Annotated in this window: 26 protein-coding genes; 15 read left to right on the forward strand and 11 right to left on the reverse strand. The window is 45.6% G+C overall.

Annotated elements, in window-relative coordinates:
- Positions 1-74 precede the first annotated feature (74 nt).
- Entirely contained in the window at positions 75-2,690 is a 2,616-nt protein-coding gene (gene ppsA, locus ASG16_RS21980; RefSeq protein WP_056486091.1) for a phosphoenolpyruvate synthase, read from the forward strand.
- 85 nt (positions 2,691-2,775) lie between these two features.
- On the opposite strand, the gene ASG16_RS21985 is transcribed toward ppsA, so the two are convergent.
- The 6 genes from ASG16_RS21985 to ASG16_RS22010 are packed head-to-tail and all read right to left on the reverse strand — an operon-like array spanning position 2,776 to position 4,713.
- Positions 2,776-2,991 (reverse strand): spore germination protein, encoded by a 216-nt coding sequence (locus tag ASG16_RS21985; protein ID WP_007717765.1) that lies wholly within the window; start codon positions 2,989-2,991, stop codon positions 2,776-2,778.
- 3 nt (positions 2,992-2,994) lie between these two features.
- The gene (locus ASG16_RS21990) at positions 2,995-3,387 is read right to left on the reverse strand and encodes a spore germination protein GerPE (protein ID WP_048033726.1); all 393 of its coding nucleotides are present in this window, start codon (positions 3,385-3,387) and stop codon (positions 2,995-2,997) included.
- Between the two features lie 14 nt (positions 3,388-3,401).
- Entirely contained in the window at positions 3,402-3,593 is a 192-nt protein-coding gene (locus tag ASG16_RS21995) for a spore germination protein GerPD (protein ID WP_056486092.1), read from the reverse strand.
- Positions 3,590-4,204, reverse strand: a complete 615-nt coding sequence (locus ASG16_RS22000) for a spore germination protein GerPC (protein WP_056486093.1) — start codon at positions 4,202-4,204, stop codon at positions 3,590-3,592. Before ASG16_RS22000 ends, ASG16_RS21995 begins: the two co-directional genes overlap by 4 nt.
- Before the next feature lie 15 nt (positions 4,205-4,219).
- Positions 4,220-4,465 (reverse strand): spore germination protein GerPB, encoded by a 246-nt coding sequence (locus ASG16_RS22005; protein WP_048033724.1) that lies wholly within the window; start codon positions 4,463-4,465, stop codon positions 4,220-4,222.
- Positions 4,462-4,713 (reverse strand): spore germination protein, encoded by a 252-nt coding sequence (locus ASG16_RS22010; RefSeq protein ID WP_016740748.1) that lies wholly within the window; start codon positions 4,711-4,713, stop codon positions 4,462-4,464. The genes ASG16_RS22005 and ASG16_RS22010 overlap by 4 nt, the downstream gene beginning before the upstream one ends.
- A 147-nt stretch (positions 4,714-4,860) precedes the next feature.
- Here ASG16_RS22010 and ASG16_RS22015 point away from each other — a divergent pair, with 147 nt between their 5' ends.
- On the forward strand, positions 4,861-5,058 hold the full coding sequence (locus ASG16_RS22015; RefSeq protein WP_048033723.1) for a spore germination protein GerPD: 198 nt from the start codon (positions 4,861-4,863) through the stop codon (positions 5,056-5,058).
- Positions 5,059-5,067: 9 nt separating this feature from the next.
- Here the strand turns inward: ASG16_RS22015 and shc are convergent, their stop codons facing one another.
- Positions 5,068-6,966, reverse strand: coding sequence for a squalene--hopene cyclase (gene shc / locus ASG16_RS22020; RefSeq protein WP_056486096.1), 1,899 nt, complete (start codon positions 6,964-6,966; stop codon positions 5,068-5,070).
- Between the two features lie 56 nt (positions 6,967-7,022).
- Between shc and ASG16_RS22025 the strand changes: the two genes are divergently transcribed.
- Entirely contained in the window at positions 7,023-8,165 is a 1,143-nt protein-coding gene (locus tag ASG16_RS22025) for a DUF2515 domain-containing protein (RefSeq protein WP_056486099.1), read from the forward strand.
- A 350-nt stretch (positions 8,166-8,515) separates the two neighbouring features.
- Here ASG16_RS22025 and ASG16_RS22030 read toward each other — a convergent pair whose 3' ends face one another.
- Entirely contained in the window at positions 8,516-9,370 is an 855-nt protein-coding gene (locus ASG16_RS22030; protein WP_056486101.1) for an AraC family transcriptional regulator, read from the reverse strand.
- A gap of 243 nt (positions 9,371-9,613) precedes the next feature.
- Here ASG16_RS22030 and ASG16_RS22035 point away from each other — a divergent pair, with 243 nt between their 5' ends.
- From ASG16_RS22035 to ASG16_RS22050, 4 genes are read left to right on the forward strand one after another with little or no spacing between them, the layout of a single operon-like run.
- Positions 9,614-10,888, forward strand: coding sequence for a phytoene desaturase family protein (locus tag ASG16_RS22035; RefSeq protein WP_056486104.1), 1,275 nt, complete (start codon positions 9,614-9,616; stop codon positions 10,886-10,888).
- A gap of 27 nt (positions 10,889-10,915) precedes the next feature.
- Positions 10,916-11,803, forward strand: coding sequence for an RNA polymerase sigma-70 factor (locus tag ASG16_RS22040; protein WP_056486106.1), 888 nt, complete (start codon positions 10,916-10,918; stop codon positions 11,801-11,803).
- Positions 11,800-12,522 (forward strand): VOC family protein, encoded by a 723-nt coding sequence (locus ASG16_RS22045; RefSeq protein WP_056486108.1) that lies wholly within the window; start codon positions 11,800-11,802, stop codon positions 12,520-12,522. Before ASG16_RS22040 ends, ASG16_RS22045 begins: the two co-directional genes overlap by 4 nt.
- Before the next feature lie 15 nt (positions 12,523-12,537).
- Positions 12,538-12,951: a DUF6220 domain-containing protein gene (locus ASG16_RS22050; RefSeq protein ID WP_056486111.1), complete on the forward strand. Its 414-nt coding sequence runs from the start codon at positions 12,538-12,540 to the stop codon at positions 12,949-12,951.
- Positions 12,952-13,437: 486 nt separating this feature from the next.
- On the opposite strand, the gene ASG16_RS22055 is transcribed toward ASG16_RS22050, so the two are convergent.
- Complete coding sequence (locus tag ASG16_RS22055; protein WP_056486114.1) at positions 13,438-13,836, reverse strand: hypothetical protein; 399 nt, start codon at positions 13,834-13,836, stop codon at positions 13,438-13,440.
- Between the two features lie 34 nt (positions 13,837-13,870).
- Positions 13,871-14,377 (reverse strand): DUF2269 family protein, encoded by a 507-nt coding sequence (locus tag ASG16_RS22060; protein WP_056486117.1) that lies wholly within the window; start codon positions 14,375-14,377, stop codon positions 13,871-13,873.
- 186 nt (positions 14,378-14,563) lie between these two features.
- Between ASG16_RS22060 and ASG16_RS22065 the strand changes: the two genes are divergently transcribed.
- The 7 genes from ASG16_RS22065 to ASG16_RS22095 all read left to right on the forward strand — a co-directional run bounded on the left by ASG16_RS22065 (position 14,564) and on the right by ASG16_RS22095 (position 21,787).
- Positions 14,564-15,250 carry a response regulator gene (locus ASG16_RS22065; RefSeq protein ID WP_056486120.1) on the forward strand — a complete coding sequence of 229 codons (687 nt, stop codon included), beginning with the start codon at positions 14,564-14,566 and terminating at the stop codon, positions 15,248-15,250.
- A 404-nt stretch (positions 15,251-15,654) separates the two neighbouring features.
- Positions 15,655-16,575 (forward strand): HAMP domain-containing sensor histidine kinase, encoded by a 921-nt coding sequence (locus ASG16_RS22070; protein WP_370444413.1) that lies wholly within the window; start codon positions 15,655-15,657, stop codon positions 16,573-16,575.
- Between the two features lie 354 nt (positions 16,576-16,929).
- Positions 16,930-19,185 (forward strand): type IA DNA topoisomerase, encoded by a 2,256-nt coding sequence (locus ASG16_RS22075; RefSeq protein ID WP_056486126.1) that lies wholly within the window; start codon positions 16,930-16,932, stop codon positions 19,183-19,185.
- A 124-nt stretch (positions 19,186-19,309) separates the two neighbouring features.
- Entirely contained in the window at positions 19,310-19,975 is a 666-nt protein-coding gene (locus tag ASG16_RS22080; protein ID WP_056486129.1) for a PspA/IM30 family protein, read from the forward strand.
- Between the two features lie 66 nt (positions 19,976-20,041).
- Complete coding sequence (locus ASG16_RS22085; RefSeq protein ID WP_048033709.1) at positions 20,042-20,446, forward strand: DUF350 domain-containing protein; 405 nt, start codon at positions 20,042-20,044, stop codon at positions 20,444-20,446.
- A 25-nt stretch (positions 20,447-20,471) separates the two neighbouring features.
- Complete coding sequence (locus ASG16_RS22090) at positions 20,472-20,978, forward strand: DUF4178 domain-containing protein (protein WP_048033708.1); 507 nt, start codon at positions 20,472-20,474, stop codon at positions 20,976-20,978.
- Positions 20,979-20,995: 17 nt separating this feature from the next.
- A complete protein-coding gene (locus tag ASG16_RS22095) occupies positions 20,996-21,787 on the forward strand; it encodes a DUF4247 domain-containing protein (RefSeq protein WP_048033707.1) in 792 nt (263 codons plus the stop codon).
- Between the two features lie 77 nt (positions 21,788-21,864).
- Here the strand turns inward: ASG16_RS22095 and ASG16_RS22100 are convergent, their stop codons facing one another.
- A complete protein-coding gene (locus ASG16_RS22100) occupies positions 21,865-24,786 on the reverse strand; it encodes a collagenase (protein WP_056486132.1) in 2,922 nt (973 codons plus the stop codon).
- A gap of 185 nt (positions 24,787-24,971) precedes the next feature.
- Here ASG16_RS22100 and ASG16_RS31000 point away from each other — a divergent pair, with 185 nt between their 5' ends.
- On the forward strand, positions 24,972-25,118 hold the full coding sequence (locus tag ASG16_RS31000) for a hypothetical protein (protein ID WP_198674254.1): 147 nt from the start codon (positions 24,972-24,974) through the stop codon (positions 25,116-25,118).

The raw sequence follows: 25,118 nt of genomic DNA on the forward strand, positions 1-25,118 counted from the left end.
CACTTTAATCGTATCATGCTGACGAACTCTTGTCAAATGTTTTTTCTCAATTTAATGGTTAGGAGAGATATTGAATGAGTTCATTGGTTCTCGGTTTTCAGGAAATGGATAGAACGCAGCTTTTGCTCGTTGGAGGAAAAGGGTTACATTTGGGGGAATTGTCAAAAATTCAAGGAATACAAGTGCCGGAAGGATTTTGTGTGACAACAGTAGGTTATCAAAAAGCCATCGAACAAAACGAAGCGTATCATGCTTTGTTGGCGCAACTAACCATGCTAAACGTACAAGATCGAGATCAAATTGGTGAAATCAGCAGGAAGATTCGACAAATCATTATGGAAGTAGAAATTCCATCCGATGTTGTGAAAGCCGTTACGCATTATCTCTCCCAATTCGGAGAGGAGCATGCTTATGCAGTGCGTTCTAGTGCCACTGCTGAAGATTTACCACATGCCTCTTTCGCAGGTCAACAAGACACCTATTTAAATATCATCGGCAAAGAAGCAATTTTGCAGCACATCAGCCAATGTTGGGCTTCCCTATTTACGGATCGCGCGGTAATCTACCGGATGCAAAATGGATTTGACCACAGTCACGTTTATTTATCGGTTATCGTTCAAAAAATGGTTTTCTCACAGGCTTCCGGGATTTTATTTACCGCTGATCCCATTACATCTAATCGGAAGTTGCTATCCATCAACGCCAGTTATGGACTTGGAGAGGCACTGGTTTCTGGCCTGGTATCTGCTGATTGTTATAAAGTGCAGGATGGGGAAATCGTCGATAAGAGGATAGCAACCAAAAGTTTGGCTATCTATGGACGAAAAGAAGGCGGAACGAAGACACAGCAGATCGATCCTGATCAGCAAAAGACCCAAACACTTACTGATCAACAAATTTTACAACTGGAACGCATTGGAAGACAGATCGAAGCTTATTTTGGTTGCCCACAAGATATCGAATGGTGTTTGGTTGATGACACTTTTTATATTGTCCAGAGTCGTCCAATCACGACTTTATACCCCATCCCTGAAGCGAATGATCCAGATAATCACGTCTATGTATCTGTTGGCCATCAACAAATGATGACTGACCCCATGAAACCATTGGGACTGTCTTTTTTCCTGTTAACGACTCCTGCACCTATGCACAAAGCGGGTGGAAGGTTGTTTGTTGATGTTACAAATATGCTCGCTTCACCTGACAGCAGACAACTCATATTAGATACTTTGGGACAATCCGATCCGCTTATAAAAGACGCACTTATGACCGTAATAGAGCGAGGAGATTTTATACAATTGTTACCAAACGATAAAAAAGAACAGAGTCCCGGTCAAAGCAAGCCAGGTATGTCAGCTTTGGGTTTTCAAGAACAATTCGAAAACGATCCGACAATTGTTTCTGATTTGATTAAACGTATGCAAATATCGATCGAAGAGTTGAAGCATAACATCCAAACGAAATCAGGCCCGGATTTGTTTGATTTTATTCGAGAAGACATCCAGCAATTAAAGAAGATTTTATTTGATCCACAAAACATCGGTGTAATAACGGCTGCTATGAATGCTTCAAAATGGATCAATGAAAGAATGAATGAGTGGTTGGGGGAAAAAAACGTAGCAGACACGCTTTCTCAATCTGTGCCAAACAATATTACTTCGGAAATGGGGCTGGCGCTAATGGATGTTGCAGATGTCATTCGTCCTTATCCAGAAGTAATTGATTTTTTACAGCATGTAAAAGAAGATAACTTTTTGGATGAACTGGTTCAGCTTGAAGGTGGACAGGAAACACAAGACGCAATCTATGCTTATCTAACGAAATACGGTATGAGATGTGCCGGAGAAATCGATATAACGAAAACGCGTTGGAGTGAAAAGCCAATGACACTTGTCCCCATGATTCTAGGTAACATCAAAAACTTTGAGCCGAATGCTGGCAATCGGAAATTTGAGCATGGGCGACAGGAAGCCTTGGAAAAAGAACAAGAGTTAGTAGAGCGATTGAAGCAATTACCGGATGGTGAACAAAAAGCAAAAGAAACAAAACAAATGATCGACCTCATCCGGAATTTCAGTGGGTTTAGGGAATATCCAAAATACGGCATGGTGAATCGCTACTTCGCTTATAAGCAGGCTTTACTAAAAGAAGCCGAACAACTCGTACAAGATCGCGTTATTCATGACAAAGAAGATATATACTATCTCACTTTTGAAGAACTTCACGAGGTCGTACGCACAAACAAATTGGATGATGAGATCATCAGCAAACGAAAAGACGATTACAAGTTTTTTGAAAAATTGACTCCCCCACGTGTAATCACCTCTGATGGTGAAATCATTGCAGGTGAGTACAAACGAGAAAATCTGCCTGCCAATGCGATTGTAGGTCTACCTGTTTCTTCTGGAGTTATAGAGGGGCGAGCACGAGTCATCTTAAACATGGAAGATGCTGATCTTGAAGAAGGAGATATATTAGTCACCTCCTTTACGGACCCTGGCTGGACACCGTTGTTTGTATCCATAAAAGGTCTGGTCACCGAAGTGGGTGGACTGATGACCCATGGGGCAGTTATCGCGCGTGAATATGGCTTGCCAGCAGTTGTCGGTGTGGAAAATGCGACCACTCTGATAAAAGACGGGCAACGAATTCGCGTGCATGGAACAGAGGGGTATATTGAAATATTGTAGTCAGGGGGCCTCGTGCCTCCTTTTTTGTTTCGTTTTCAGCCAAAATAAAAACAGTGTCAATGGAAAGACATTAACACTGCCGGGATTAGATGTTCCCAAACATCGGTTGATCGACGACATTCGGGTCCAGTGTATTCGTTGCGTTGACACCATTGAGTGTGTTGACGACGTTACCTGTGTTGCCGCCTCCTGAACCGGAGAATGTCTTGGCGGCTGTTTTTGGCGATATGTTGAGCGTATCTCCGAAGTTAACTGTACCCGAATTATTATTGATATTGACAGCTCCAATGACAGAAGGCACAGCTTACCCCCTCCCTCCAGTTTTTGGCTCTTCTCGGAAAATATGACGAATATTTACGACTCGTGTTTCGAGTTTTATGGATTCGTTCGAACCAACATGGACAACGGAGGATCCTGCTAAGAAAGGGACTTCCACTTTTCGAATGAAAATGTACGGGCAGTCGTGGAACGTATCGATGCAAATCGGATCTGAGAGACTAGGGGGAGTTAAAGGAACGGAAAAGGCCGAGTAATTCTCAAACATAAATTCATTTTCATAGAAGATGGCCTGCTCGCGTTGGACGGCTAATATGTTTGCGACAGCATCAATCTGCCGGGAATCACCTATTTGCAGAACAGATGAGGTATCGACCGAGAGAACATCCAGCTTACGGACATGACTGGTCCTTCGGTACATGGTGACAATCCTCCTTATGAAGCAGGCAGCGCAGTATCAATCGGGATCGTGGCTCCGACAATCATTTTTTCGGGTGGCGTTTCATAAATCGCTCTGAGGTCTACTGTCTGTGTGTCCCCAATAAACAAGGAAGCGGCAGAAGTGAGAGCTCTGACAGAGACCTTCTTTACACAAATGGCTTCGTTTATCACTTGATACCTCATCATGGTTCGTTCACCTCACGAGGCAAATTTTTCACGAATGTTTCGCAGGTCTTGTTAATATCCCGTTTCACTTTTTGGACCGTATTTTGCACGAAAGCATCGAGCTGCTCTGGTTCTAGTTCATCGGTAGGGAGCTCGCTCAAGTAATACTTAATCCGTTGATCGATCTGCTTTTTAATGTCATCCAAGATAAAGGCACGATAATTGTTATCCAGTGGATAGTTGCACTCTGTTTCGATTCTTTCAAGAACGAGGTAGGCATCTTGCTCTAAGTATTGATAAATTTCTTTCTGGACACGGTCAAAAAGTGGGGCATTGCTTTGGTACGGATTAGGGACATCCATCGATTGATTGATGGAAAAATCACCGATTCCTGCATCATTTCCTTTCGGGTTTAAACCGATATTGAGAGTCCCTTCCAGTCGCTCAACTTTTAGCAGATCGAATTTGTACTCGTTTTTGATGACGGAAGGAATCTGTTTTTCCTTGAGATCATTTACATCTTGCTGTAGCTGTTCAATCATTTGCTTCAATTTCTCGATCTTATCGTTTTGCAATTGTATATAGTCATGTAACTGTTGAATATACTGCATCATTTCGGGATCCATGTACATGACGACCATCCTTCTTCATCTAAGAGTGCCAGAGCGAACAGGTGAAGGCTGAACCAATGGAATGAGGGGCACGAATTCTTCCGCACCGGTTGAGGGCAGAGGCCCCACCTGTGGTGCAGGCTCTGTGAATCCGCCGGTGTTGTACAGCTTGGAAACGGGCTTGATAATTCCTGCGCTTCCTATTTGGCACACCGAAGAGTTGCTTATGCCTTCGATCTTGAGCGAATTGATTACGATATGTTGCGTCACAAAAAAATTCATGCGAAATCTCGTCCCTTTGCCCTGAAATCGTTCGTTTCTTCTACAAAAAGCGGGATATCATTATCGGATTGTTCATTGACGTAGACGACGCTACGTGGAATTTTAAAGGACAGATTGGTACCAGAATTGAATGATCCTCCACCCGCGAAGGTTTTGGCATAAGTGGTAGGTGCGATTTTACGGACGTCTCCGACATTGAAAACGCCGCCCACGTTGTTTACATTGATGACTCCAACGAATGCTGGCATGTTCGGCACATCCTTTTGGGAGAGATCCTCTCTGTATTGTATGTCGTAGGCCAGTGGGTGTTCATACCTGTTTTTGCAACCGAACTCATGTGAGCAGCATACGATGTATAGATAGGCACGAGTTTTAGGAAAAGGAGAAAAAGTTCCATGAATATGAAGGTGACAAATAAAAAAATAGACGTCGGTGATTTCAGCTTTGGTGGCGTAAATAAGTCGTCGATTGTGCTGATTGGGGACACCGATGTCCTGTCCTGCTACTCTATATTTGATACGCCGCCACACGCCGTGATTTATTCCCCCCAGGTTCCTCTCCAGCCGTTAGACCTTGGTTTGCGAAGAGGGTAGAGGTGGTTTTTACATGTTTGCGTATTTGGTCTGGTAGTGGCTGAGAGCCAGCAACGGCCAAATCCAACGATAGCTGTGATAAGCAAAGTAAGTGCCGCCAGGACGTCCCCCGCCAGTCGGGTAGCGAGTCGTCCAGTCATTTGTTTGATTGTGAGTGAGCAAATAGCGAATCCCTCGTTGAAGCTCTGGTGTCGGCTTTGATGATACAGCTATTAATGCATCGGTTGCCCATGCCGTCTGCGAGGGAGTACTTGCTCCGAGGGGGACGTACGTTTTTTTCTGATCGCTTTGGCAAGATTCTCCCCAGCCGCCGTCGGGATTTTGGTTGGCAACCAGCCACGCAACCGCTTTTTGAATGGCGGGATCAGTAGGGGAAAAGCCAATTGCCATCAGTCCGGTAATCGCAGCCCATGTACCGTATAGGTAAGCAATTCCCCAACGTCCATACCAGGAGCCGTCGGACTCTTGATGTTTGAGAAGCCAGCGGACTCCTTTTTCTACATGGGGGTCAGTCAATGTTCGGCCGGCATAGTTTCCAAGGAACTCCAAAGTCCTCCCTGTCAAATCGGCAGAGGAGGGATCTGTACTGACGGTATCGGCTCCTTCGATCGGCAGGTGGCGAATGAAATCAGCATCTGTATTTCGTTCAAAAGCAGGCCAGCCCCCATCCTCGTTTTGCATGGATAATAGCCATTCGAGACCGCGATTCCAAGCGGCTGCTGTTGTGATATCTGTACGGGCAAAATGGCGCAGAGAGCGCAGAGCAGCCGTCGTATCATCAATATCCGGGTTCATGGTGTTATAGTCAGAAAAGCCCCAACCGCCAGGCTTTCCTTTTGGATTGCGAATTTTCCAATCACCGTACGTATGCTGCTGCTTGTGGAGAAGGTAACGATTTGCTTTTTGAATGGCGGGATGTGTGGTAGAAAGTCCGCTTTTTTGCAGAGAAGAAGCCAAGAGTGCCGTGTCCCAGACGGCTGAGGTAGCTAGCTGCAAATGTGCGCCGTTTTCATAATCGTAGACACTATTCGTAAGGCCCTGCATCGCTTTTTGGATGAGAGGGTCTTTCGGAGAATAACCGCGAGCAAGTAACGCAAAAATCATGAAAAAGGTGGAGGTCGAATAATTGTACAGGGTACCGTCCGGCTCGATTCGCGCGAGGATGTATTGTTCCAGACGCCGTAGGGCGAGCTTGTGCAGTTGTCCGGGTAAAAAGGGGAGACGCTGCAAGGAATCTTGAATGGTAGCGAGGAACGCTTGCCCCTCTTTGAGGAAATTCTCTAAGAATCGATGTGGATATAGCCCGCGAGTGATAGGTGTATCTGCATACAGATCGGACAAGTCTGGCGCATCGTCAGGCTTTTTTACATATTTGCGATCAGCCACAATCATCATGGGGGCAAGATGGACTCGTGCGTACCCGACAAAATCATAAAAGCTGACAGGGAAGCTCGGGGGCAATAGAGCAATCTCGACGGGAACGAGAAAATGCGGTGGCCACTGGTATTGGCCGGTCAAGGCTGTAGAGAATTTGGTCAGCATGTTCGCTTGTGTCAGTCCACCCTTTTCCAAAATAAACGAGCGAGCCAGAGCCATTCTCGGTTCGTCCTTCGTGTATTTGCCTGATAGCAGAAGGGCGTAATACGAATCAATCGTCGTAGATAGATGTCCTTCATGCTCGTCAGGGTACAGCTTCCATGCCCCATTATCGTGTTGGAGAGACGTGATGTGAGCAGTGAGCTTCTCCATCAAACGCTCATCATGAATACCCAGCGTGCGCAATAGGATGATCATGTGAGAATCTGTCATTGGTGAGCTTTCCAGACAAAAGCGCCAAGTGCCATCCTCTTGTTGGTGCTGTAACAAAAAGGCTTGCATGCGGTTAATTTCTTGCTGGACTTCACGCAACTCATTCACCTCCCGATAAAATACGTCGCCTGAGGAAGAGAGGGGGAAGAGCATCGGTGGGTTTCACGTGGTACCAATACGCATCTCGCTTGCCGCTTGCCAAAAATCTGGGGAAAGTCCGTACGGCGACAGCAGCACCATTACCCGCACAAGATCAAAAGACGGTAGAGCGGATTAGGCAGGAGACGCTCGCCCACAACCGTGACAACATAGACAGAACGCGCGCCTATTTGTCGTTTTATCAAAAGCATCCACAAATTCATTGGGCGCTTTTGGCCCATCTCGTATCGCGTAATGCGGGATGGAGTATGACCGATTTGCGGGGAGAATTATTGCCTCGCTTGCTACGAACAAAAGAGCAGCAGGATTATTTTTCGTTTTTGGAGCGGGGAAATTGGCTGATTTTTCACGATGCGTACCCTCAATTGTTACTGTATGAAGAGAGTGTCAGGCGACAGACCAACCTTTTTTATATACTGCCTCATCTGGGCGTCTCTACTTTCATGCAGGCGATCTGGAATCATTTCTGGAAGACCACTGACAAAGAGCTGCTCACCATTGGCTTGATTATCAATGAACAAAACTACTTGGAAGAACAGGTCATGAAAGAACCGGCTTATCAAAATTCAGTTGTCCGCACAATCCCGTTTGCCCTACAGGAGCTTTTGCAATTGAATATGATCTTGCTTCCCCATCGGAAAGTGGCGGATGAACAGGGAAGCTCCTTGCAGCTCGCGGGTGAGCGAGTGTTTCATTTTGCCTCCTTATTAGAGAGAATCAGCTTGGGAAAAAGGCTGTACAGTCTGCTTTTCGGGGGCCAGAAAAGGCAGGAGGCAGCGTACTCTTGGGCATTGGAACAGCCACACACAGGTTCGCGAAAAGATTATTGGCCCCATCTCTTTCACGATGTGAATAATACAGCTCCTGGCAAGCCTTATCAGGTAAAGCTAATGAACTGTCAGTTGCGATCAGAGGCAAAGCGGCTGTTTTCCCCAACGCTGCGTCAAGTTTGGAGACCTGTGCACCATGAGCCGCCAAAGGAGTTAGATTGGTATAAAAGCAAGAGTGACGTATGGCGTGTGCTGACTCAAGCAGAGGAGACAGCAAATGTAGCAGAGATGAGTGAAGCGTATTGCCAGGCGTTGACAAAAATCGAGTGGGCTGTCGCAGCCAGAACGAGAATACTTAAAACGTTATGATCATGGCAGAAGATGATAGGTAGATTTGCTTAGAGAGTTTTAGAAGGAACGATTATCATTTGTAGACACTCATTATTACGGAGAAACCTGACATGGGACGAAATATTGCCGCCGCAATAGATCCTAAAGATTAAAAAAGTTAACGTGAGTTTGATTGAACTCGATAAAACCGGTGAGCATACAGCGAGTCTAGATGATTTGGGGGTCGACTAGCTAATTAGTATTCTTTTGTAGATTCTCATACCGTGTTATAAACCTTAAATATCATTATGCTATTCTACCCGTTAGCGTAGAAAAGGCAGCCCATCGTTAAGGCTGCCTTTATGTTTGGATTTTTGTCTCTGCTTCAATTATTTAACGGCAAGCCAGATTTCATTCGTGGAATTCGGACTATTGAGATCGGGACTAATATAAGCCTCTATAGCCGGAAGTTCAGCAAGCATATATCCGTTAGAAGGGATCCATTCCAAATAGATTTGTTTCCAGGTATTTACAATTGCGGTCGGAAATTCCCCTTGCACCTCAAAAACTACCCATTTCGATGGAGGGAAATTAAAATACGCTAAACCTTCCGGCACATCTCCAACATGTTCAGCAGCAATCCAGTAATCAGTCGTGCTTATCTCTTCTTTATAGATGCTCATCCCCAATAAACCTTTTATCTCACCGTTGAGCATTTGAATCAACTGGTTGGCCGTTCCGTTTGTATTCACTTCAGCCCAAAATTCTGGAATACCCGGACCTTCCGCCTTCTCGCCGCAAGGAAATATCCGTTTTACGCCTACTACCTGGAAAGCCTCTCTTTCAACAATGCGGTAGTTCATGGGTTCTGCTCCTTTCAAACTCACCTGAATCGTCAGGCGATTATAAGATTGCAGCTTTCCGATCCCTTTTCGAGCTTCACTTGGAGTAATGCCATGCTGTTTACGGAAAGCTTTTGAAAAAGCTTCGGGAGTTTCATAGCCGTACTTATAGGCAAGGTCGATAATCTTACATACCGTGCTGGTTAACTCTTGTGCCGCTAACGTTAAACGGCGTCGCCGGAGGTAATCACCGACAGTTAAATCTGTCAATATCATAAAGGTGCGTTGAAAATGAAAAGGAGATAGATTCGCCTGTTTGGAAATCACTTCAATCGTCAGTTGCTCTAGCAAATGTTCTTCCATGTAATCGATTGCCTTCTGCAATGATTCGACCAATGCCATAAGGTTCAACTCCCAAGTTAAATGATACTGACTCTAGGAACCCAAATCCTGTCTTCTCATGCTCTGTGATGACAGTACTTTTTTGCAAAAAATGTTAGTTTCCGACTGTTGACCTGTCAATAGTTATCTCCACTTTCCACCTTACCACTATTTGTAATACGGTTCTCCATCTTCCCACTTTGTCACATCTTCGACCTCCTACCTGTCTTGTTTAATGACAGCACATGAAGGAGGTTTCTTCGAATGGTTGCAAAGTATGATGTGGCCGTTGTTGGTGGAGGTATTGCCGGACTGACCGCAGCTCTTTATTTAGCAAGAGGAAGAAAACGCGTCGTAGTTTTGGAAAGTCAGAATCAGATGGGGGGAAGGGCAATCACGAACAAGAAGGACGGAATACACTTCAATTTGGGTTCGCATGCACTGTATGCCGGGGATGCGTACGACATTTTCCGGGAATTAAACATAAATCCGGATATTTTTCGAAAAGTCGACGAGTTCACCCCGTACGGAATCTGGAAAGAGCAGGTGCACCCTTTTCCTGCTGCGGTCAGTTCGCTGCTTAAGACTCCCTTGTTATCGGCGGCGGACAAATACAGGTTCGGAGCCATCCTCTTGAAGATCCTCAAGCTTGACACGGCCACGATTCCACACATGAGTCTGCGCGACTGGATGGAGGAGCACGTGGGAAGCCCGATGGTACGTCATCTTCTGTACGTACTGGCCCGAGGAGGAACATACGTGCAAGCTCCGGATTTACAAGTGGCGGGACCCTTGTTCAGACAGATGCAACGTTCCATCACGGGAGTGTATTATTTGAAGAAAGGCTGGGGATCTCTGATAGAGGAAATGTGTTCGGAAGCACGTCGGCTCGGCGTAGAAGTGATTACAGGTAGGAAAGTCAAATCCGTTGAGTATGATGACGGACGGGTGCAACGAGTTCGCTGCGAGAATGGCGAAACGATTGAGGTTCCCTACGTGATCCTAACGACATCGCCGCAGATAGCGAGCTGTCTGGTTCCATCTGTCGAACGGACTTCGTTGCAGACGTGGGAGCAGCAGGCCATTCCGATCACGGCCGCTTGTTTGGATATTGGGCTCCGTCGTCTTCCCGCACCGCAGCATCAATTCGTCTACGGCATCGATCAACCGGTCCTTATGATCAACCAATCACGAATCAAAGGGCTAGAGCTCAGCGAGAACGATGACGTTCAAGTATTTCAATTGATCAAGTTCCAAGTGCAAGGAAGCGATGCGCAAGGAGACCGCAGACAACTTGAGCAAGCAATGGATCTCGTTCATCCCGGTTGGAGACGAGAAGTGGTGGCGGAGCAGTATTTGCCCAAGATGACGGTCGTTCATGACTTTCCACATATGAAGCGGGTCGAGAATCCGGGTCCTGCCGTCCCTCAGATCAAGGGCTTGTACGTGGCTGGAGATTGGGTGTCACACGGTGAATATTTGGCAGGCGGGGCGGCAGCAAGCGCGAAGCGAGTTTCCCTCCATATTCTCGCTCACTAATCGGACGATTTCGGAAAGGAGGTCTGTATGGACACGGAAAAACTATATCAAACCTATCGGATGTTATTGTTCTCACTGGCGTATCGAATGTTAGGAAGCGTCATGGATGCGGAAGACATCGTACAGGATGCTTTCCTGGCGTTGAGTCAATTGCCTATGGACGCAAATATCCGGAACGAAAAGGCATACTTGTGCAAAATCGTAACGAACCGTTGCCTGAACCTGTTGCAATCGTCCGCGAAACAACGGGAGGTTTACGTGGGGACCTGGTTGCCGGAGCCACTCGTGCATCTTGAAGGCGTAAGCTTGGACCCTTCTGAAATTTATCAACAAAGGGAAACGATCTCAACGGCCTATTTGATGCTTTTGCAACAGCTAAGCGCGGTCGAGCGGGCAGTGTTTCTCCTGCGGGAAATGTTTCAATATCCGTACGATGAAATTGCCAACATGGTGGGAAAAAGCAGCTTCAATTGCAGGCAAATTTTCCATCGGGCCAAGAAAGGTATCCGCCATGAACCGCCGGACATAAGAGCGAGCACCGTTACGGAGACACAAGTGCGGCAATTCATCCAAAGCGTGATTGCGGGCGATGCAAACAGCCTGTTGCAGTTGCTGTCTCCTGACGCCGTCCATTATACAGATGGAGGTGGCAAGGCGCCGGCTGCACAGCGGCCCGTCGTCGGAGTGTCGCGAGTCATTCCGTTTTATATGCAATGGATGGATTGGTTCGGGCGTCCTGACAGCCACTATTCCTATAGAATCACGACGGTGAACGGAAGCCCGGGAATTGTAATGATGATCGGCGGACGTATTGCTTACGTTTACTCGTTCGAGGCTTCGGACAATAGGATTCATTCCATCTATGCAGTTGCAAATCCTGACAAACTCAAGTATCTGGAGGAGGCTGTAAGATGAGAATCATCGAATTGGAACTGAAAACTACCCGGTTAGCTGAAATGAAGGTGTTCTACACAGAAAGACTTGGATTTGTTTTAGCAGATATAACGGAACATTCAATCACGATCGTTGCCGGGGGAACGCGATTGACTTTCGTTCACAAGGAGGAGGGAAGCTTACCGCCGTCCTACCATTTGGCAATGAACATCCCCGAGAACCAAATTCGCGAAGCGAAAAGTTGGCTTCTGGCCAAAGGCTGTCAGGTGCTTTCCGCTGCGCCCCTTCCCTTCGCAGGAATCCAGGCAAACGAAGATATCGCTTATTTCGAAGGAACGGATGCGCATGCCTTCTATTTCGAAGATCCTTCGGGGAATCTGGTGGAGCTCATCGCTCGGCATCGAATGGACAATGCCTCAACAGAGCCTTTTGATCACAAATCCATCCTAAATGTCAGCGAGATCGGCTTTCCGCTTCGCGGCAGCGTATCGGAGGCAATTCAGCGCCTAGATTCTCGATTTGACGTCACGCCTTATAACGGGGACGGAAAGACGTTTCAGATGCTCGGTGACGAGCAAGGAATGTTCATCCTTGGGGATATGGCCAGCGGGTGGTATCCTTCGATGAAGATTCCGGAAGTTCACCCTATTCGAATGACGATTCTCGATCCAAAAGAAGGGGAGTTTCAATTGGATCCGTACCCCTACTTCATTCGCGCTGTTTCCGAAAGGCCAGTCTAAGGGAGGAATGAAACGATGGAAGTAAGCAAAATGACCGCAACCAGCTCTTCGCTGCCGGCAACCGCTCAATACGCGCGGCTAGGTTTTAGGATATTGAACGTGCTTTTTTCGATCTGCGTCGCGGTACAGGTGTTCTTGGCTGGACTCGCGCTGTTCGTAGATTCGACTCAATGGGGGATGCACGGTAATTTCGCCATGTACTTCGCGCCTATCCCCGTATTGTTGTTTATATTGTCTTTTCCGGCCATACTGCCCAAAGGCATAAAAATGAAGAGTTTGGTACTGATCGGCCTAACCCTTTTGATCTTCGCGACGGCTGTCTTCTCGGAAAAAGTCGGATTAGCGGCAGCGGCACATCCCGTCATCTCGTTAGGCTTGTTCTGGAACTCGATGTTGATTATGAGGGAAATGACGAAAACGAAAGAATAGATGAGCGGAGACAGCGTTTGTTAATCAAGTAAACATGATTTTCAAGCAAATTTATAGGCCACCCTGTGAGGGATGGCCTATAAATATTTACGGTCACCACGCCTTGGTTAAATATGATGATAGCATGTAAAGGCCTAGCCCCAATGAGCCTTGGGATGGTAAACACCAGTGCACTTGTGGAGCTTGCATGCAGTAGAGTATGGCAGAACGGAATAACTGAAGCAATTCCTCGGTTCCGGCATGCCCAAATACTGGGCTAAAGGCCTTTAGCCCAGCTTTATCCAGCCCTTTCGTTTTTTCAAAAAGGCTCTTATCACTTTTCTTCCATCGATTTCATTTTTTTGAATAAAAGAACCTCCCAAGGCTAATTTCTATTAGCGTCACTATGTTTGGGAGGGATTAATACGTATTAAATTCGTTTGAAGTTTGTTGCTCCCTCCCTTTCAACATCAATTTACAAACATAAGCCCGTTTTATCATCCAAATCTACCACCTCTGTACACGGCCTATGGCTTTAGCAATTCCTCCTATAACAAAGCCCCAAATCGCATTGGTGATGAAGACACTGACAATTGCAAGTGGATTAGTCAAAGGGCCTTGCAAATTCCCCAGGAGAATGGGCGATAAGATACCGCTTAAAATAATAACGAATAAGGCATAACTCATACCAGAAAAAACAAGAACGGTGATTGGATTGGGGACTTTTCTCTTTACGACGATGACAAGCCAAGCCAATGAAATAAGGATCGTCATCAAAATAGCGCCAAATTGCTGCCCGATTATGTCCATGAACCCGATCATTTTCATGAGTGGACGAATAAGCGCCAAAGCACCTAGACCAAGAATGAGAAGAAAGTTGTCTTTTAGAACTTTCGATAATGTCATATAAAATCAATTCCTTTCCGTTGGATGCGAGCAGCTATTTCTTTTTTACTTTTCCGAACGGTTTGAAATAAGTAAGAAAGACCATCAGCACTAAACATAACAAGTTGAAGCTTGCCGTGATGATGATAGACAACCATGTATTTTGAAAATCCGGATTTTGCAATGTTGAAAAGCCCATCTTTTCTACCATTTCGGCAAGTGATGCTGTCCAATCGTTTAGAAAGAAAATGCCGATCAATATCGTCATAATTGTTAAGATCAGTTTCATCATGACCCAGTAGTGCTTGACAAGCCCCCATTGGGTCCACACAGATAACATGATGCCGGTAAGCAAGCTCAACAATGCAGGATACTTAAGCAAATTTTCATCAATTACCTCCATGTTCACCAAAGTATAAGCAAGCTGTTCACCATTAGCGGCATTTTGTAAATAAAAACCAAACAGCATCATCCCCATTGTTCCGCCGATCCAGGAAGCCACTGCAATAACGTGTATTGCCACTAGAAAGCTTTTTTTCTTTTGACTAAGCCTATATGCCATCGTAATCACCCTCTATCAAATAAAAGTGCCAAATGCTCTTGAGCGAGCAGCTTAGCTCTCGTTAACCGTAACAAAAAAATGTTGTGAACTTATGACGATCCGTTGCGGCTTTCATGACATTTATGACGCGTTAAATTCTATAGGATATACTAACGAAAGAGAGGCTTTGGAAAGGCAGGGAGATTGATGGACCCAACCATTCTACTGGTGGATGATGAGGAAAAGGTCCTTGAGTTTATGCGTTCATTTCTCCAGAGTGAAGGATTCAAGGTTGTTACGGCCCGAACAGGAACGGAGGCATTGACTAAAGCGAAAGAAACAAATCCGGTTGTGGTCGTGCTTGATTGGATGATGCCCGGTATGAGCGGGCTGGATGTCTGTCGTGAACTGAGGAAGAAGAGCCGGGTCGGCATTATTATGGTGACCGCAAAGGCAGACGAGATGGATAAGGTAGTCGGCCTCGAGGTCGGTGCCGATGATTACCTGACAAAACCCTTTTCATTGCGAGAATTATTGGCGCGCATTCGTTCGGTGACGCGCAGGATAGATGGCAGCCCCTCGTTCGAAGAACATTTGGTAAGAGGCGACTTAACCATTTCCCGTTCGCAGTATCAGGTTTGGAAGCGTGGAGTTGAAATCAGTTTGACGCCTACGGAATTCAAGCTCTTATTGACGCTGGCCGACAAGCCTGGTATTGTCTATAGCCGTCTTCAGCTTTTAAAAGCTGCATTGGAGGACGATCTATTTAACGAGGAGCGAACAGTGGATGCCCATATTAGCCGATTGCGAAAAAAAATAGAGGACGATATTTCGAATCCAGGATACATTCAAACCGTATACGGATTCGGATATCGATTTGGGGACCAGCCATGAAGTTTCACTGGAAAATTTTCCTGACAATGACTTCTACGATCGTGGGGATTAGCATCATATTTATTACCCTTACTCATCTTATTGTGAAGAACGCGATTGACGCGGGCATAAATGAAACAAGGGGAAAAGAAGTTGGATTACTTACAAACAAATTATCGAACTATTATCTAGACAACAAGTATTCATGGGATAAGCTTCAACAGTTCGATCTTTTACAAGATATTCACCAGGAAAATCCGAGCATCATTGTCATGGACAGTAATCAAAACGTCATTTGTTATCTGGGTGACTCACCTGAAACGTTAATAACTCACCTGGGTATTCATAAAGAAATCATGATCAATGAGCAAATCGTCGGTCAATTTTTTTATTATGATCCAGAAGTTGCAAACTTAAATAAAATCATGATAGGCATACCAATATCCGTCGTGATCATCTTAACTGTAAGCGGTGCGTTGCTCATACTCATCTCTCTTATTATCACCTACCAATTATCACGCTGGTTGGCCTCTCCGCTGCGAGCGCTACTCCCCGTGATTGAGCAGTTAGGAAGAGGAGAATTTGGCGTTCAAACCAATGTAAACACGCACGATGAATACGGCAAAATTGCGAATGCAATCAATGTGATGTCAACAAAATTAGAGCAAGCTGAAAAGGCACGTCAAAATCTAACCGCGGACGTCGCACATGAACTTAGGACTCCCCTTACCATTATTGGAGGGAAGCTGGATTCACTGCAACAGCAGGGGAAAATGATACCGCCCGAAACATTGTTGCCGCTACAGGACGAGCTCATTCGGCTAAACCAATTAGTAGAAGATCTGCGAACGTTGTCATTAGCAGAAGCAGGAGAATTGCCATTAAAAAAAGAGCCTACTAATATGGCAGACCTAGCACAAAAACTCCTCGCAGCTATGGAGCAAATCGCGGAAGAAAAAGGTATTTCTATTCAACTAGATGTATTGACCAATCAGACAACCATATCCGCGGATGCTAATCGAATCAAACAGGTTTTGGTGAATTTGCTTACCAATGCAATCCGATTTACGCCGAGCCCAGGAGCCATCTATCTCCGGCTTCTTAATGAGAATGATCAATATTTGACAGTCATTGTGCAGGATACCGGTATCGGTATTTCCCCTGAGCACCTGCCACACTTGTTTGACCGTTTTTACCGCGTCGATGAAGCGCGTTCCAGGGTCAGCGGTGGGACAGGGTTAGGTCTTGCCATTGCAAAACAATATGTACTTTCTCACAATGGAATCCTTGAAGTACAAAGTAATCTGAATCAAGGAAGTCGGTTTATTATTCGTCTCCCTTATTGATCATGCAACGTCTGCCGTTTCTAGTACAAGCTATTAAATTTCCTCTTTTGATTGCCATTTTTCACCTTTTTATTGTCAAATCCGCACGATAAAATAAATGGGCCATATCAACACGAAACGGCCCGAAAAGCTTCATCAATATCTTATTACTTCGATGGAAGAATTGTTAAAGCATTATCCTGTTAACTAGCTAAATAAACTTGCAGTCAGTCTTTATTTTTATAGGATATAATAATATTTTCACAGATAAAAAATATATTTGTCGAGTACTAATTAATATTTTGATAGGGTTTTCAAAGAAGCATGTATTCGATACATTTGCTTTGAGAGTTTTTTTAAAGGAGCGATAACCAGGTGAAGACACTCATTATTGCGGAGAAACCTGACATGGGACGAAATATTGCCGCCGCAATAGATCCTAAAGCGAAAAATCACCGCACCTATTTAGAAGGTGAAAAATACATTATTACGTGGGCAATCGGGCACTTAATTGAACTGGCGGAACCGGAGGCGTACGACCAAAAATATAAAAAGTGGAACATCAATGATCTTCCTATCATTCCCGATCCATTTAAGCTGGTGCCCAATCGGAAAACATTCGATCAGCTAAAAATGATCGGGCAGTTGGCCAAACGAAGTAATCTGCTGATTAATGCATGCGATGCCGGGCGGGAAGGTCAACACATCTTTTCGCTCATTCAGCGACATCTAAAATTGAGCCACCCCGTTAAAAGACTGTGGATCTCGGACTTGACACCTGAAACGATCAGGAAAGGATTTGCGGAGATGAAGGATGCCGCAGCCTATGAAAACTTAACAAGAGCAGCAAAAGCTCGTAGTGAAGCTGATTGGCTAATCGGGATGAATGGCTCACGTGCCTTTACGACCAAACATAACGTGCTCCTTTCTGTCGGACGAGTACAGACCCCTGTTCTTGCTCTCATTTATGATCGACAGAAACAGATTGAGGCTTTCTCCTCGGTTACGTTTTTTCAAGTGGAAGGGCATTTTTCACAGGGGGAGAGGACGTACAAGGGTCTTTGGCAAGGGGATCGCTTAACCGATTCATCCAAAGCAGAAATGTTGGCTCGTAAAGTGAAAGGAAAACAAGGGCGGATCGCATCCTACGAAGTAAAGGATACGAAGGAGTATCCTTTCAAGTTGTATGACCTGACATTGCTGCAACGTGAGGCCAATGGCAAGTACGGTTTTTCCGCCAAGAAAACCTTGGATATAGCACAGGCACTCTATGAAAAACACAAAGTGATTTCTTATCCGCGGACGAATTCCAACTATGTGACAGAGCAAAATATTCCCGAAATGCACAACACCCTGTCGTCCTTGCAAGGTACTGGATATGACGATTTGGTAAAGGGTGCAAACCGTAGTTTGGTTCATAAAGGCAACAAATTTATATGCAATCCAGCAAAAGTAGACGACCACCATGCCATCCTGCCGACAAATCGTAAGGCTTCAGGGCTTACGCCAGATGAGCAGAAGTTATACGATTTGATCGTTCGCCGCTTTCTGTCACAGTTTTATCCGCCGGCTGAATATAAGATGCATACGGTCATAACCGATGTGGAAAATGAAAAGTTCAAAACGTCGGTGAAAGAACGGAAAAGTCTTGGTTGGAAGATTATTTATGCCGATCAGCAAAAGGAAAAGCCCAAGAATGGGAAAGGTGCGGCTAAAGAAGAAGAGGATAAAGAAGAGATTGAAGTGAACGAGCCTTTTATCATTCAACCTGATGCCAGCGTAGTATGCTCGGATGCGATGGTAAAGGAGAAAGAAACCCAGCCTCCCAAGCATTTTACGGAAGGGACGCTTCTAAAGGCCATGGAAAGCGCAGGCAAGCAAATCGAGGACGAGGAACTGCGTGATGCGATGAAAGAATCGGGTCTGGGAACCCCGGCAACTCGTGCCGCTACCATCGAACGACTGAAAAAGGTCGGATACGTTGAAATGCAGGGGAAAAGGGTTCAACTTACCCAAAAAGGGCGTACCGTTATCGAATTGATTAGGGGAGCAGGTATCGAACTATTGACCTCTCCTGAAATGACGGGGCATTGGGAGCGACGCTTGAATGAGATCTCCCGAGGGACCGCCTCTGACGGGCAATTTATGGAGAATGTGAAGAAATTCGCTACGATGATCGTGGAAAAGGTTCGCGTACAATCTCGTGCTGAGAAGACCTTGTTTGAGAGTGAGGGTACGACTCGAAAAGGAGCTTCGAAAACAAAAGGACGAGCTGGCGAGCGAAGTACAGGCAGATCAGGTGGCAGGAATGCCACAACAAAGGCTTCAACTCGAACGGTAGCAAAAACCGCGAGTACAACTTCGAGTATCATCACCAAATGTCCACGACCGGGTTGCGGAGGCTCCATTTTCATGGGACGCAAAGGTTACGGTTGTTCGAATTACAACGTGGGCTGTAAATTCGTCATATGGAAAGAGAATTATGGACGTATGCTGACGGATACACAGATTAAAGCACTCATTGAAAAAGGCAAAACGGGCAAAATGAAGCTTGAACGTCAGGACGGGACACCATTTCAAGCAAAGCTTATCTTGAAAAGTGTAGAATCGGGCGAACTTACTTTCGAGTAGGAATGTAGCTAATAAAAAAAATAAATTTATGAAACTTACTTGCGTAACCATCGTAAATACAGGTATAACGGAGGCGGCACATTTAGGCCGAACTACCTAGCACGTACCTAAGGAGGAATAATCCATGTCCATTTTTAAAAGACTGCGTGATTTGACCATGTCCAATTTGTACGCTTTGATTGAGAAAGCAGAAGACCCAATCAAAATGACAGACCAGTATTTGCGTGATATGCAAGAAGACTTGAATGAAGCAGAAAAAGCGGTTGCCGCCCAAATTGCTTTGGAAAAGAAATTTAAAGTGCTGTACGAAGAACAGGAAGCCTTGGTGAAAAAGCGTGATGAGCAAGCTCATATTGCAGCACAAGCTCAGAATATCGATCTGGCTCGCCGAGCTCTGGAAGAAAAGAAATCCGCCGAGCAGAAAATGAACGAATACAAGGACAGCTACGAGAAAAACAAGCTGGCAGCCGACGGATTGCGCGAGAAGCTGGCTGAAATGAAAAAACAGATTACCGAGCTGAAAAACAAGCGTGAAACATTAGTTGCCCGCGTCAATGCAGCCAAAGCACAAAAGACGATCAATCAGGCGATGGGTGGCTTCGACACGAACTCGGCTATGTCTGGCTTGAAACGCATGGAAGAAAAAGCACTGCAAATGGAAGCAGAAGCAGAAGCCAGCGGCGAGATTTACAAAAAACAGAGCTCTTTAGATGATGAGATTGCGAAGCTGAATAAGGATCAAGCCGTTGAGGACGAACTGGCTGCTCTGATGAAAAAATATGAGGGGTAAACCGCTTCAAGCGGTTTCCCTTTTTTTCAGACCTTACACACCTTGACGAAAGTGGAGTGATTCGCTTTGACGTGGACAGAAATACTAGGGATGCTGGTTTGGACAGGAGCCGGCGGCGTTTTGCTTTTTGTTTTGATGTGGATCGATTCATTGTTTACGAAATACAAGGACATCACCGAAATCAAAAATGGAAACATCGCGGTCACGACGCGTTTTGTCATGAAGCTGTTTGCGCAAGGATATATCTTATCGCAATCTATCATTACCTCCAACCTATTGTGGACAGCGCTGCTCGTTTCTGTGCTCTCATTTATCATCCTGTTCCTTTTGGAGAGAATCGTGGAATGGCTGTTAAAGCAAGTGGCCGGACTGGACCTGGAAAAAGGGACGCAGGAAGGAAAAGTGGCACATGCCATGATGGCTGGTTCATTCCATCTCGTGGGTGCCTTGATTTTGGCTGCATGTCTGTAAGACGTGAAAGGGAAGGGAGTACAGCATGAGTTTGATGAAGCGAATCCAAAACATTTTTGCCAAGCATGAGCCTCCTGCACCGGAGAAGAGCATCCTGACGGTGGGACCGGGTGATGTGGTCGATGTATCGCTTGTTACCTATCAAGTAATCGGGAAGGCGAGTAATGCGAGTCGCAAAGCCACGATGCTCACGTTGCAGGATGGAACGACTATTCGCTACCTGTACATCGAGGAACGGGAGAAGATTGTCTATCATCTGTATAGCGTGATTGATGGACGACTGGATTCAATAGACGAAGTACCGACCACAATTGAGATGGACGACGTCACCTACCATTTGGAGGAGCAATATAATGGCTCCGTCCATACTGTGGGGAAAGCGCCGTTTCACACTTCAGGGGAGCAGTACATCTGGCAATTCCAATCGGATCAGCGCCAATTGCTGCGAATCGAGTGGCAGGATGGCCGTTTCATGCTCTATGAGGGAGAAAGTGTTCTGCCAGCGGATGTGCAGGTACTGCGCGGCACATAGAGAGGAGGGACAAGTACATGCCAAATCCATGGATGAAATCAATCAAGCTCCTGCTGATTCCGGCGTTGTTCCTCCTTACGCTAGCGGGTTGTGGCAGCCCTGCGGTTGGCGAGACATATCCGCTTGAATCTGTCTCAACCAAGGACAATGGACAGTCTTCACGCATCTATCGTGCGGAAGACAAGACGGTACCGGAAGTAGCCTTGGAGCTGGCGGAGCAGAATACGCCAGATGAAATCTCCAAAGAAGATCCGCAGCATATGTTCCTCATTTATCCGGACGAGATCTACCATTTGCAGCAAGACGCTGCCAAGCCGACGGATACGTTGATCGAGGTCGACAGCAAAGAGTACGTCCGGCAAAACTACGATTCTTCGTTTTTGCAGGGATACATTGTAGCCAGCGTACTGGATGATTTGTTCGACGGGCTCAAGAAAAGTACAAAGGGCAGCTATCGTGGCTACTCTAGCAAGGACATTTACAAGCCTTCCGGAACGTATCGCGTGCCCACAATCGAGGACAAAAAAGTTGCTCCGCCGATCACCAAAGAGGGTACGGGTAGTATTTTCAAACGGAGTAATGCGAAGAACACGGATGGTACGGTAGGCTCTGACGGCAGCCTTTTCAAGAAGCAGGCGGAGTCATCTTCCAGCGGTAGTTCAGGTAAAATTATTCGTTCCTCCAGCGGACAATCGTCGAAGTCGAGTGGATCTGTCTCATCCAAACGCTCGAGCTTTTCCCCGCCGAAAAGTAAATCGCCTCCACGAACGAAGGTAGGGGGCTCTGGGCGAATTACAAAGCGCAGATAACTGTAAAAAACAGGAGAGAAACGAACCACCCCCAAACGATTTTTGCAGCTCGTTTGGGGGTGGTTTTGTTTTACAAATTAGCGCTGCTTGGTCTCTACCGTATACACCACGTCTTCATTTTGGTATTTGTACACATACAAGTAGTAACGGCCAGGCATTACTTGATAATGGGCACTTTGCAGATTTCCCTCTATCTCTTGCGGGTACGCTACAGGCTGATCTTGATTTCCCTCGTGGAATAGCATCCAAGTCACACCTTGTCCCTGCTGAGGGTTCAGAGAAATACGTATTTCTTCTGGCTTATCTACTTGGAAGGCAAAGATATCTTGCCAGTCGTTTCCTTTCATGTCACCTGAAACAGTCGTACCTATCGGCAATGGACCATTTGCTTGCTCAGGAGAATCATTGCTCTCGTTTTCTTGATAGAGTTGCTTTTGCGGGCGATCTTCACCCGTGACCAATAACGTAAACGGTTGGTCCTCTTGCTCTGTACGATACGTATAAGCAGTCACATAGTAAGTCCCCGGTTTCGCATCAAATGATCCGATCAGCTTGTTACCTTCACGCTTGGTGGGATAGGAGATGTAGTTCTCTCTATCGGACTCATGGAATACAAGCCACGCCACGCCATCCTCTTGCTTCGTTTCCATCTCTACTTGAAGCTGTTGGGCTGATTTCACATCGAGACGGAACTCCTGATTCGGTTTTTGTGGATGGATGATACCGGTGATCGGCTTACCTAATGAAATAGACGATTCCTCAGGATTTGGATTTGGCTGTTCCGTTTCGGAGCCATCTTCTTGAGCCAGCTTCCCGTGGAACACGACATCATAGGCAAAGCGTCCATCTTTTGTCGTACGATAATTGGTGAAGTAGCTCGTAACCGTGTCATAGCCATTCCAGGAAAGATCCGATAGCTCCTTGAGGAATCCATCTGTGAGGCGGTTCATTTCTTGCCAATCCTGATATTCCCCCTGGGAAGCTCCTCCCGTATAGACCCCACGCAACGTGAAGCTGCGGAATTCTCCAGAGTCTTTTTCATCTGTTTTTACATCGGTCAGAGCAGCAACCTCTGCGATTTGACGATAAACCTCTTCTTTGTTCGTCACGGCCACTTTTTGTAAGTAATGATCTGAAACGAGAGGGACATCCAACTCTTCATATTGGTCGATCAATTCTTCTAAAGTTTCTTGATAGCCACGTTCAAGAGCACGATCACGGCTGAAATCTTCGATCAAGTCATCATAAGCAGATACATCATTGGAACGGATCGTATCATTGATTTTATCCAGACGAGCAAAATCATTCTTGAACAGATGGTACTGAAGCGCGAATGAATAGTCGTAGAATGCCAGGGTTCCGTATTTGGCACGCATCATATCGGCTGCTGTGTAATCGAGATAAGGCGATGCATTTCGGATATTGCCTACAACTGATTGGCGAGGCTTGATTCCTTCTGTTCGGGTAGCACCTGCGAAAAACTCAGCTCCGCCTTCTTCATACCAAGGCAAGCGGCTGTTTTCATAAATCTCTCCCTGTCCCCACATGCCCGGCACTTCATATCTGCCTTGCAAATAGTGGACGAATTCATGACGGAACAGCTCTTCCAGACTGTAGATGCTTTGTTCTTTTGTCCGATCGTAGGTGAAAAAAGTACCTGTACCTTCAATGTAGATACCACCATTATCTGTGTCGTATCCGTACAAGAAGCGATTCATTTTATATTCATCAGGCGTATTGTAAATGACAATGGTCAGTACATCATCCGGATTACCGCTCTCAAGCTCCTTGTCATTACCGATTACCCGATGAAATTGTGCCTTCACTTCCTTAGATGCCCAATACAAGCGCTCAACCTGTTCTTCTGTTAGCTTATCTCCCGTTTTGAACACAACCGCTCCGTCATCAAAAGTAAATTGCTGTGGAAGATAATGCTTTTTCCCTTCTTTTTTCATTTCCTCGAGGTCGATTTTTTTACCATTGGCATCCTTACCATATGTTTCCGCGATTTGTTGCGCGGCAGTGAAGTATGGCTCGCTCCACTTTTTATAAGTTTTCATCGCTTTCGTCAATATGTCATTGGCTTTGTCTGGATCACTGTAGTAGCTTCCCAATTTCCCTGTGTAATACAAGGCATTGTTCGTTAACCATACGTGATCAGCGGAAGTCTCACCATTTTCCGCCATGTCAAAAATAGGGTCGAGAAATGCATCGATGTTGCTTTCCAGCTCATCTTTTTCTGAATCAGCGACTCCCCAAATCAGAACATAGCCAACACCTTGGAGGACGCTGTAAAAGGCCTCGCTTGCTTCGCGATCATCTGACCATTTATCCCGATTGTCGTTAAAGTCCTCCATTACTTTTGACAGAAGGCCGATTGTCTCAGAATCAACAGTCGTGTTGCTGATTAATTTTCCCGTAGAACTGATGATTTCATTTTGAGTCTTTGTACCTATGGTGAAATTGGGATTGGTAGTTATTGCTTGAAGTGCTGGAATAATCTTTTGCTTATACTTTGGCTCCATCAAATAGTTTAATTCATCATTGTAATACCCCAAGTAATAACCCGAACGCAAAACCTCTACATATGTATGTATGCCTTGCTCGTCATTCTTGGTAAAGTTCTTACCACTTTCTTGCAAGGCATCGATGATGGCCTGAACACGCTCCCGATCCTCATAAAATTCCTGGGTGTCGTCGTTGTAAGTAAACAGCTCAGGGATTTGCGTCCAACTGATTTCCTTCAACAATTCAACAAGCTCTGAATTGTCCAATGTTTTCAGATGCGAGATGCTGTACTTCTCCTGTTTGGCTGCTTGGCGCAACTGACTCTTCGACATGTTTTCCTGAACCGGTGTATGACCAAGCTGCGAATCATTGGGCTCTTGAGAGGGGCTTGGCAGCGTGCTTTTGGCTTGAGCTGCTAGTGGCAAGCCTGCCGCTACCGTTGAAATTGCAATTGATCCTGCTGTTACCATGCTAATCCATGAATGATTCATTTCTTGTATGACTCCTTTTCAGTCTTTTTGGCAGTAGAAGTGAATATTTTATAGTATCGGTATCCAACATGAAAATCCTTACAAATAAAACAAAAGATGAGGGAATATGGCTCTTTTTTCCTATTTAACAAAAAGAAAAGAATGTCTAGAGAAGTAGCTTTGTAAGAATGAAAGGAGAGCGACTTTTGTTTGCCTATGACGAAAACCTGATTGTTGATCGACAAAAGAAGAAGGGATGTGCATCCAGCATTCGACAGTCTTTGTTAGCAGCATTGGCTATGATTGACATTGGGAAAGCACAGATAGGTGAAATTGGCGGAGGGGAGTGCTAG

Source organism: Brevibacillus sp. Leaf182 (assembly GCF_001423865.2).
Lineage (GTDB): Bacteria > Bacillota > Bacilli > Brevibacillales > Brevibacillaceae > Brevibacillus > Brevibacillus brevis_C.

Coding starts and splice junctions, on each gene's coding strand:
- ppsA (WP_056486091.1), top strand. CDS start 75: ATGAGTTCATTGGTTCTCGGTTTTCAGGAAATGGATAGAACGCAGCTT.
- ASG16_RS21990 (WP_048033726.1), bottom strand. CDS start 3,387: ATGTACCGAAGGACCAGTCATGTCCGTAAGCTGGATGTTCTCTCGGTC.
- ASG16_RS21995 (WP_056486092.1), bottom strand. CDS start 3,593: ATGATGAGGTATCAAGTGATAAACGAAGCCATTTGTGTAAAGAAGGTC.
- ASG16_RS22000 (WP_056486093.1), bottom strand. CDS start 4,204: ATGTACATGGATCCCGAAATGATGCAGTATATTCAACAGTTACATGAC.
- ASG16_RS22005 (WP_048033724.1), bottom strand. CDS start 4,465: ATGAATTTTTTTGTGACGCAACATATCGTAATCAATTCGCTCAAGATC.
- ASG16_RS22010 (WP_016740748.1), bottom strand. CDS start 4,713: ATGCCAGCATTCGTTGGAGTCATCAATGTAAACAACGTGGGCGGCGTT.
- ASG16_RS22015 (WP_048033723.1), top strand. CDS start 4,861: ATGAATATGAAGGTGACAAATAAAAAAATAGACGTCGGTGATTTCAGC.
- ASG16_RS22030 (WP_056486101.1), bottom strand. CDS start 9,370: ATGGCATTGGTCGAATCATTGCAGAAGGCAATCGATTACATGGAAGAA.
- ASG16_RS22035 (WP_056486104.1), top strand. CDS start 9,614: ATGGTTGCAAAGTATGATGTGGCCGTTGTTGGTGGAGGTATTGCCGGA.
- ASG16_RS22040 (WP_056486106.1), top strand. CDS start 10,916: ATGGACACGGAAAAACTATATCAAACCTATCGGATGTTATTGTTCTCA.
- ASG16_RS22045 (WP_056486108.1), top strand. CDS start 11,800: ATGAGAATCATCGAATTGGAACTGAAAACTACCCGGTTAGCTGAAATG.
- ASG16_RS22050 (WP_056486111.1), top strand. CDS start 12,538: ATGGAAGTAAGCAAAATGACCGCAACCAGCTCTTCGCTGCCGGCAACC.
- ASG16_RS22055 (WP_056486114.1), bottom strand. CDS start 13,836: ATGACATTATCGAAAGTTCTAAAAGACAACTTTCTTCTCATTCTTGGT.
- ASG16_RS22060 (WP_056486117.1), bottom strand. CDS start 14,377: ATGGCATATAGGCTTAGTCAAAAGAAAAAAAGCTTTCTAGTGGCAATA.
- ASG16_RS22065 (WP_056486120.1), top strand. CDS start 14,564: ATGGACCCAACCATTCTACTGGTGGATGATGAGGAAAAGGTCCTTGAG.
- ASG16_RS22070 (WP_370444413.1), top strand. CDS start 15,655: ATGATAGGCATACCAATATCCGTCGTGATCATCTTAACTGTAAGCGGT.
- ASG16_RS22080 (WP_056486129.1), top strand. CDS start 19,310: ATGTCCATTTTTAAAAGACTGCGTGATTTGACCATGTCCAATTTGTAC.
- ASG16_RS22090 (WP_048033708.1), top strand. CDS start 20,472: ATGAGTTTGATGAAGCGAATCCAAAACATTTTTGCCAAGCATGAGCCT.
- ASG16_RS22095 (WP_048033707.1), top strand. CDS start 20,996: ATGCCAAATCCATGGATGAAATCAATCAAGCTCCTGCTGATTCCGGCG.
- ASG16_RS22100 (WP_056486132.1), bottom strand. CDS start 24,786: ATGAATCATTCATGGATTAGCATGGTAACAGCAGGATCAATTGCAATT.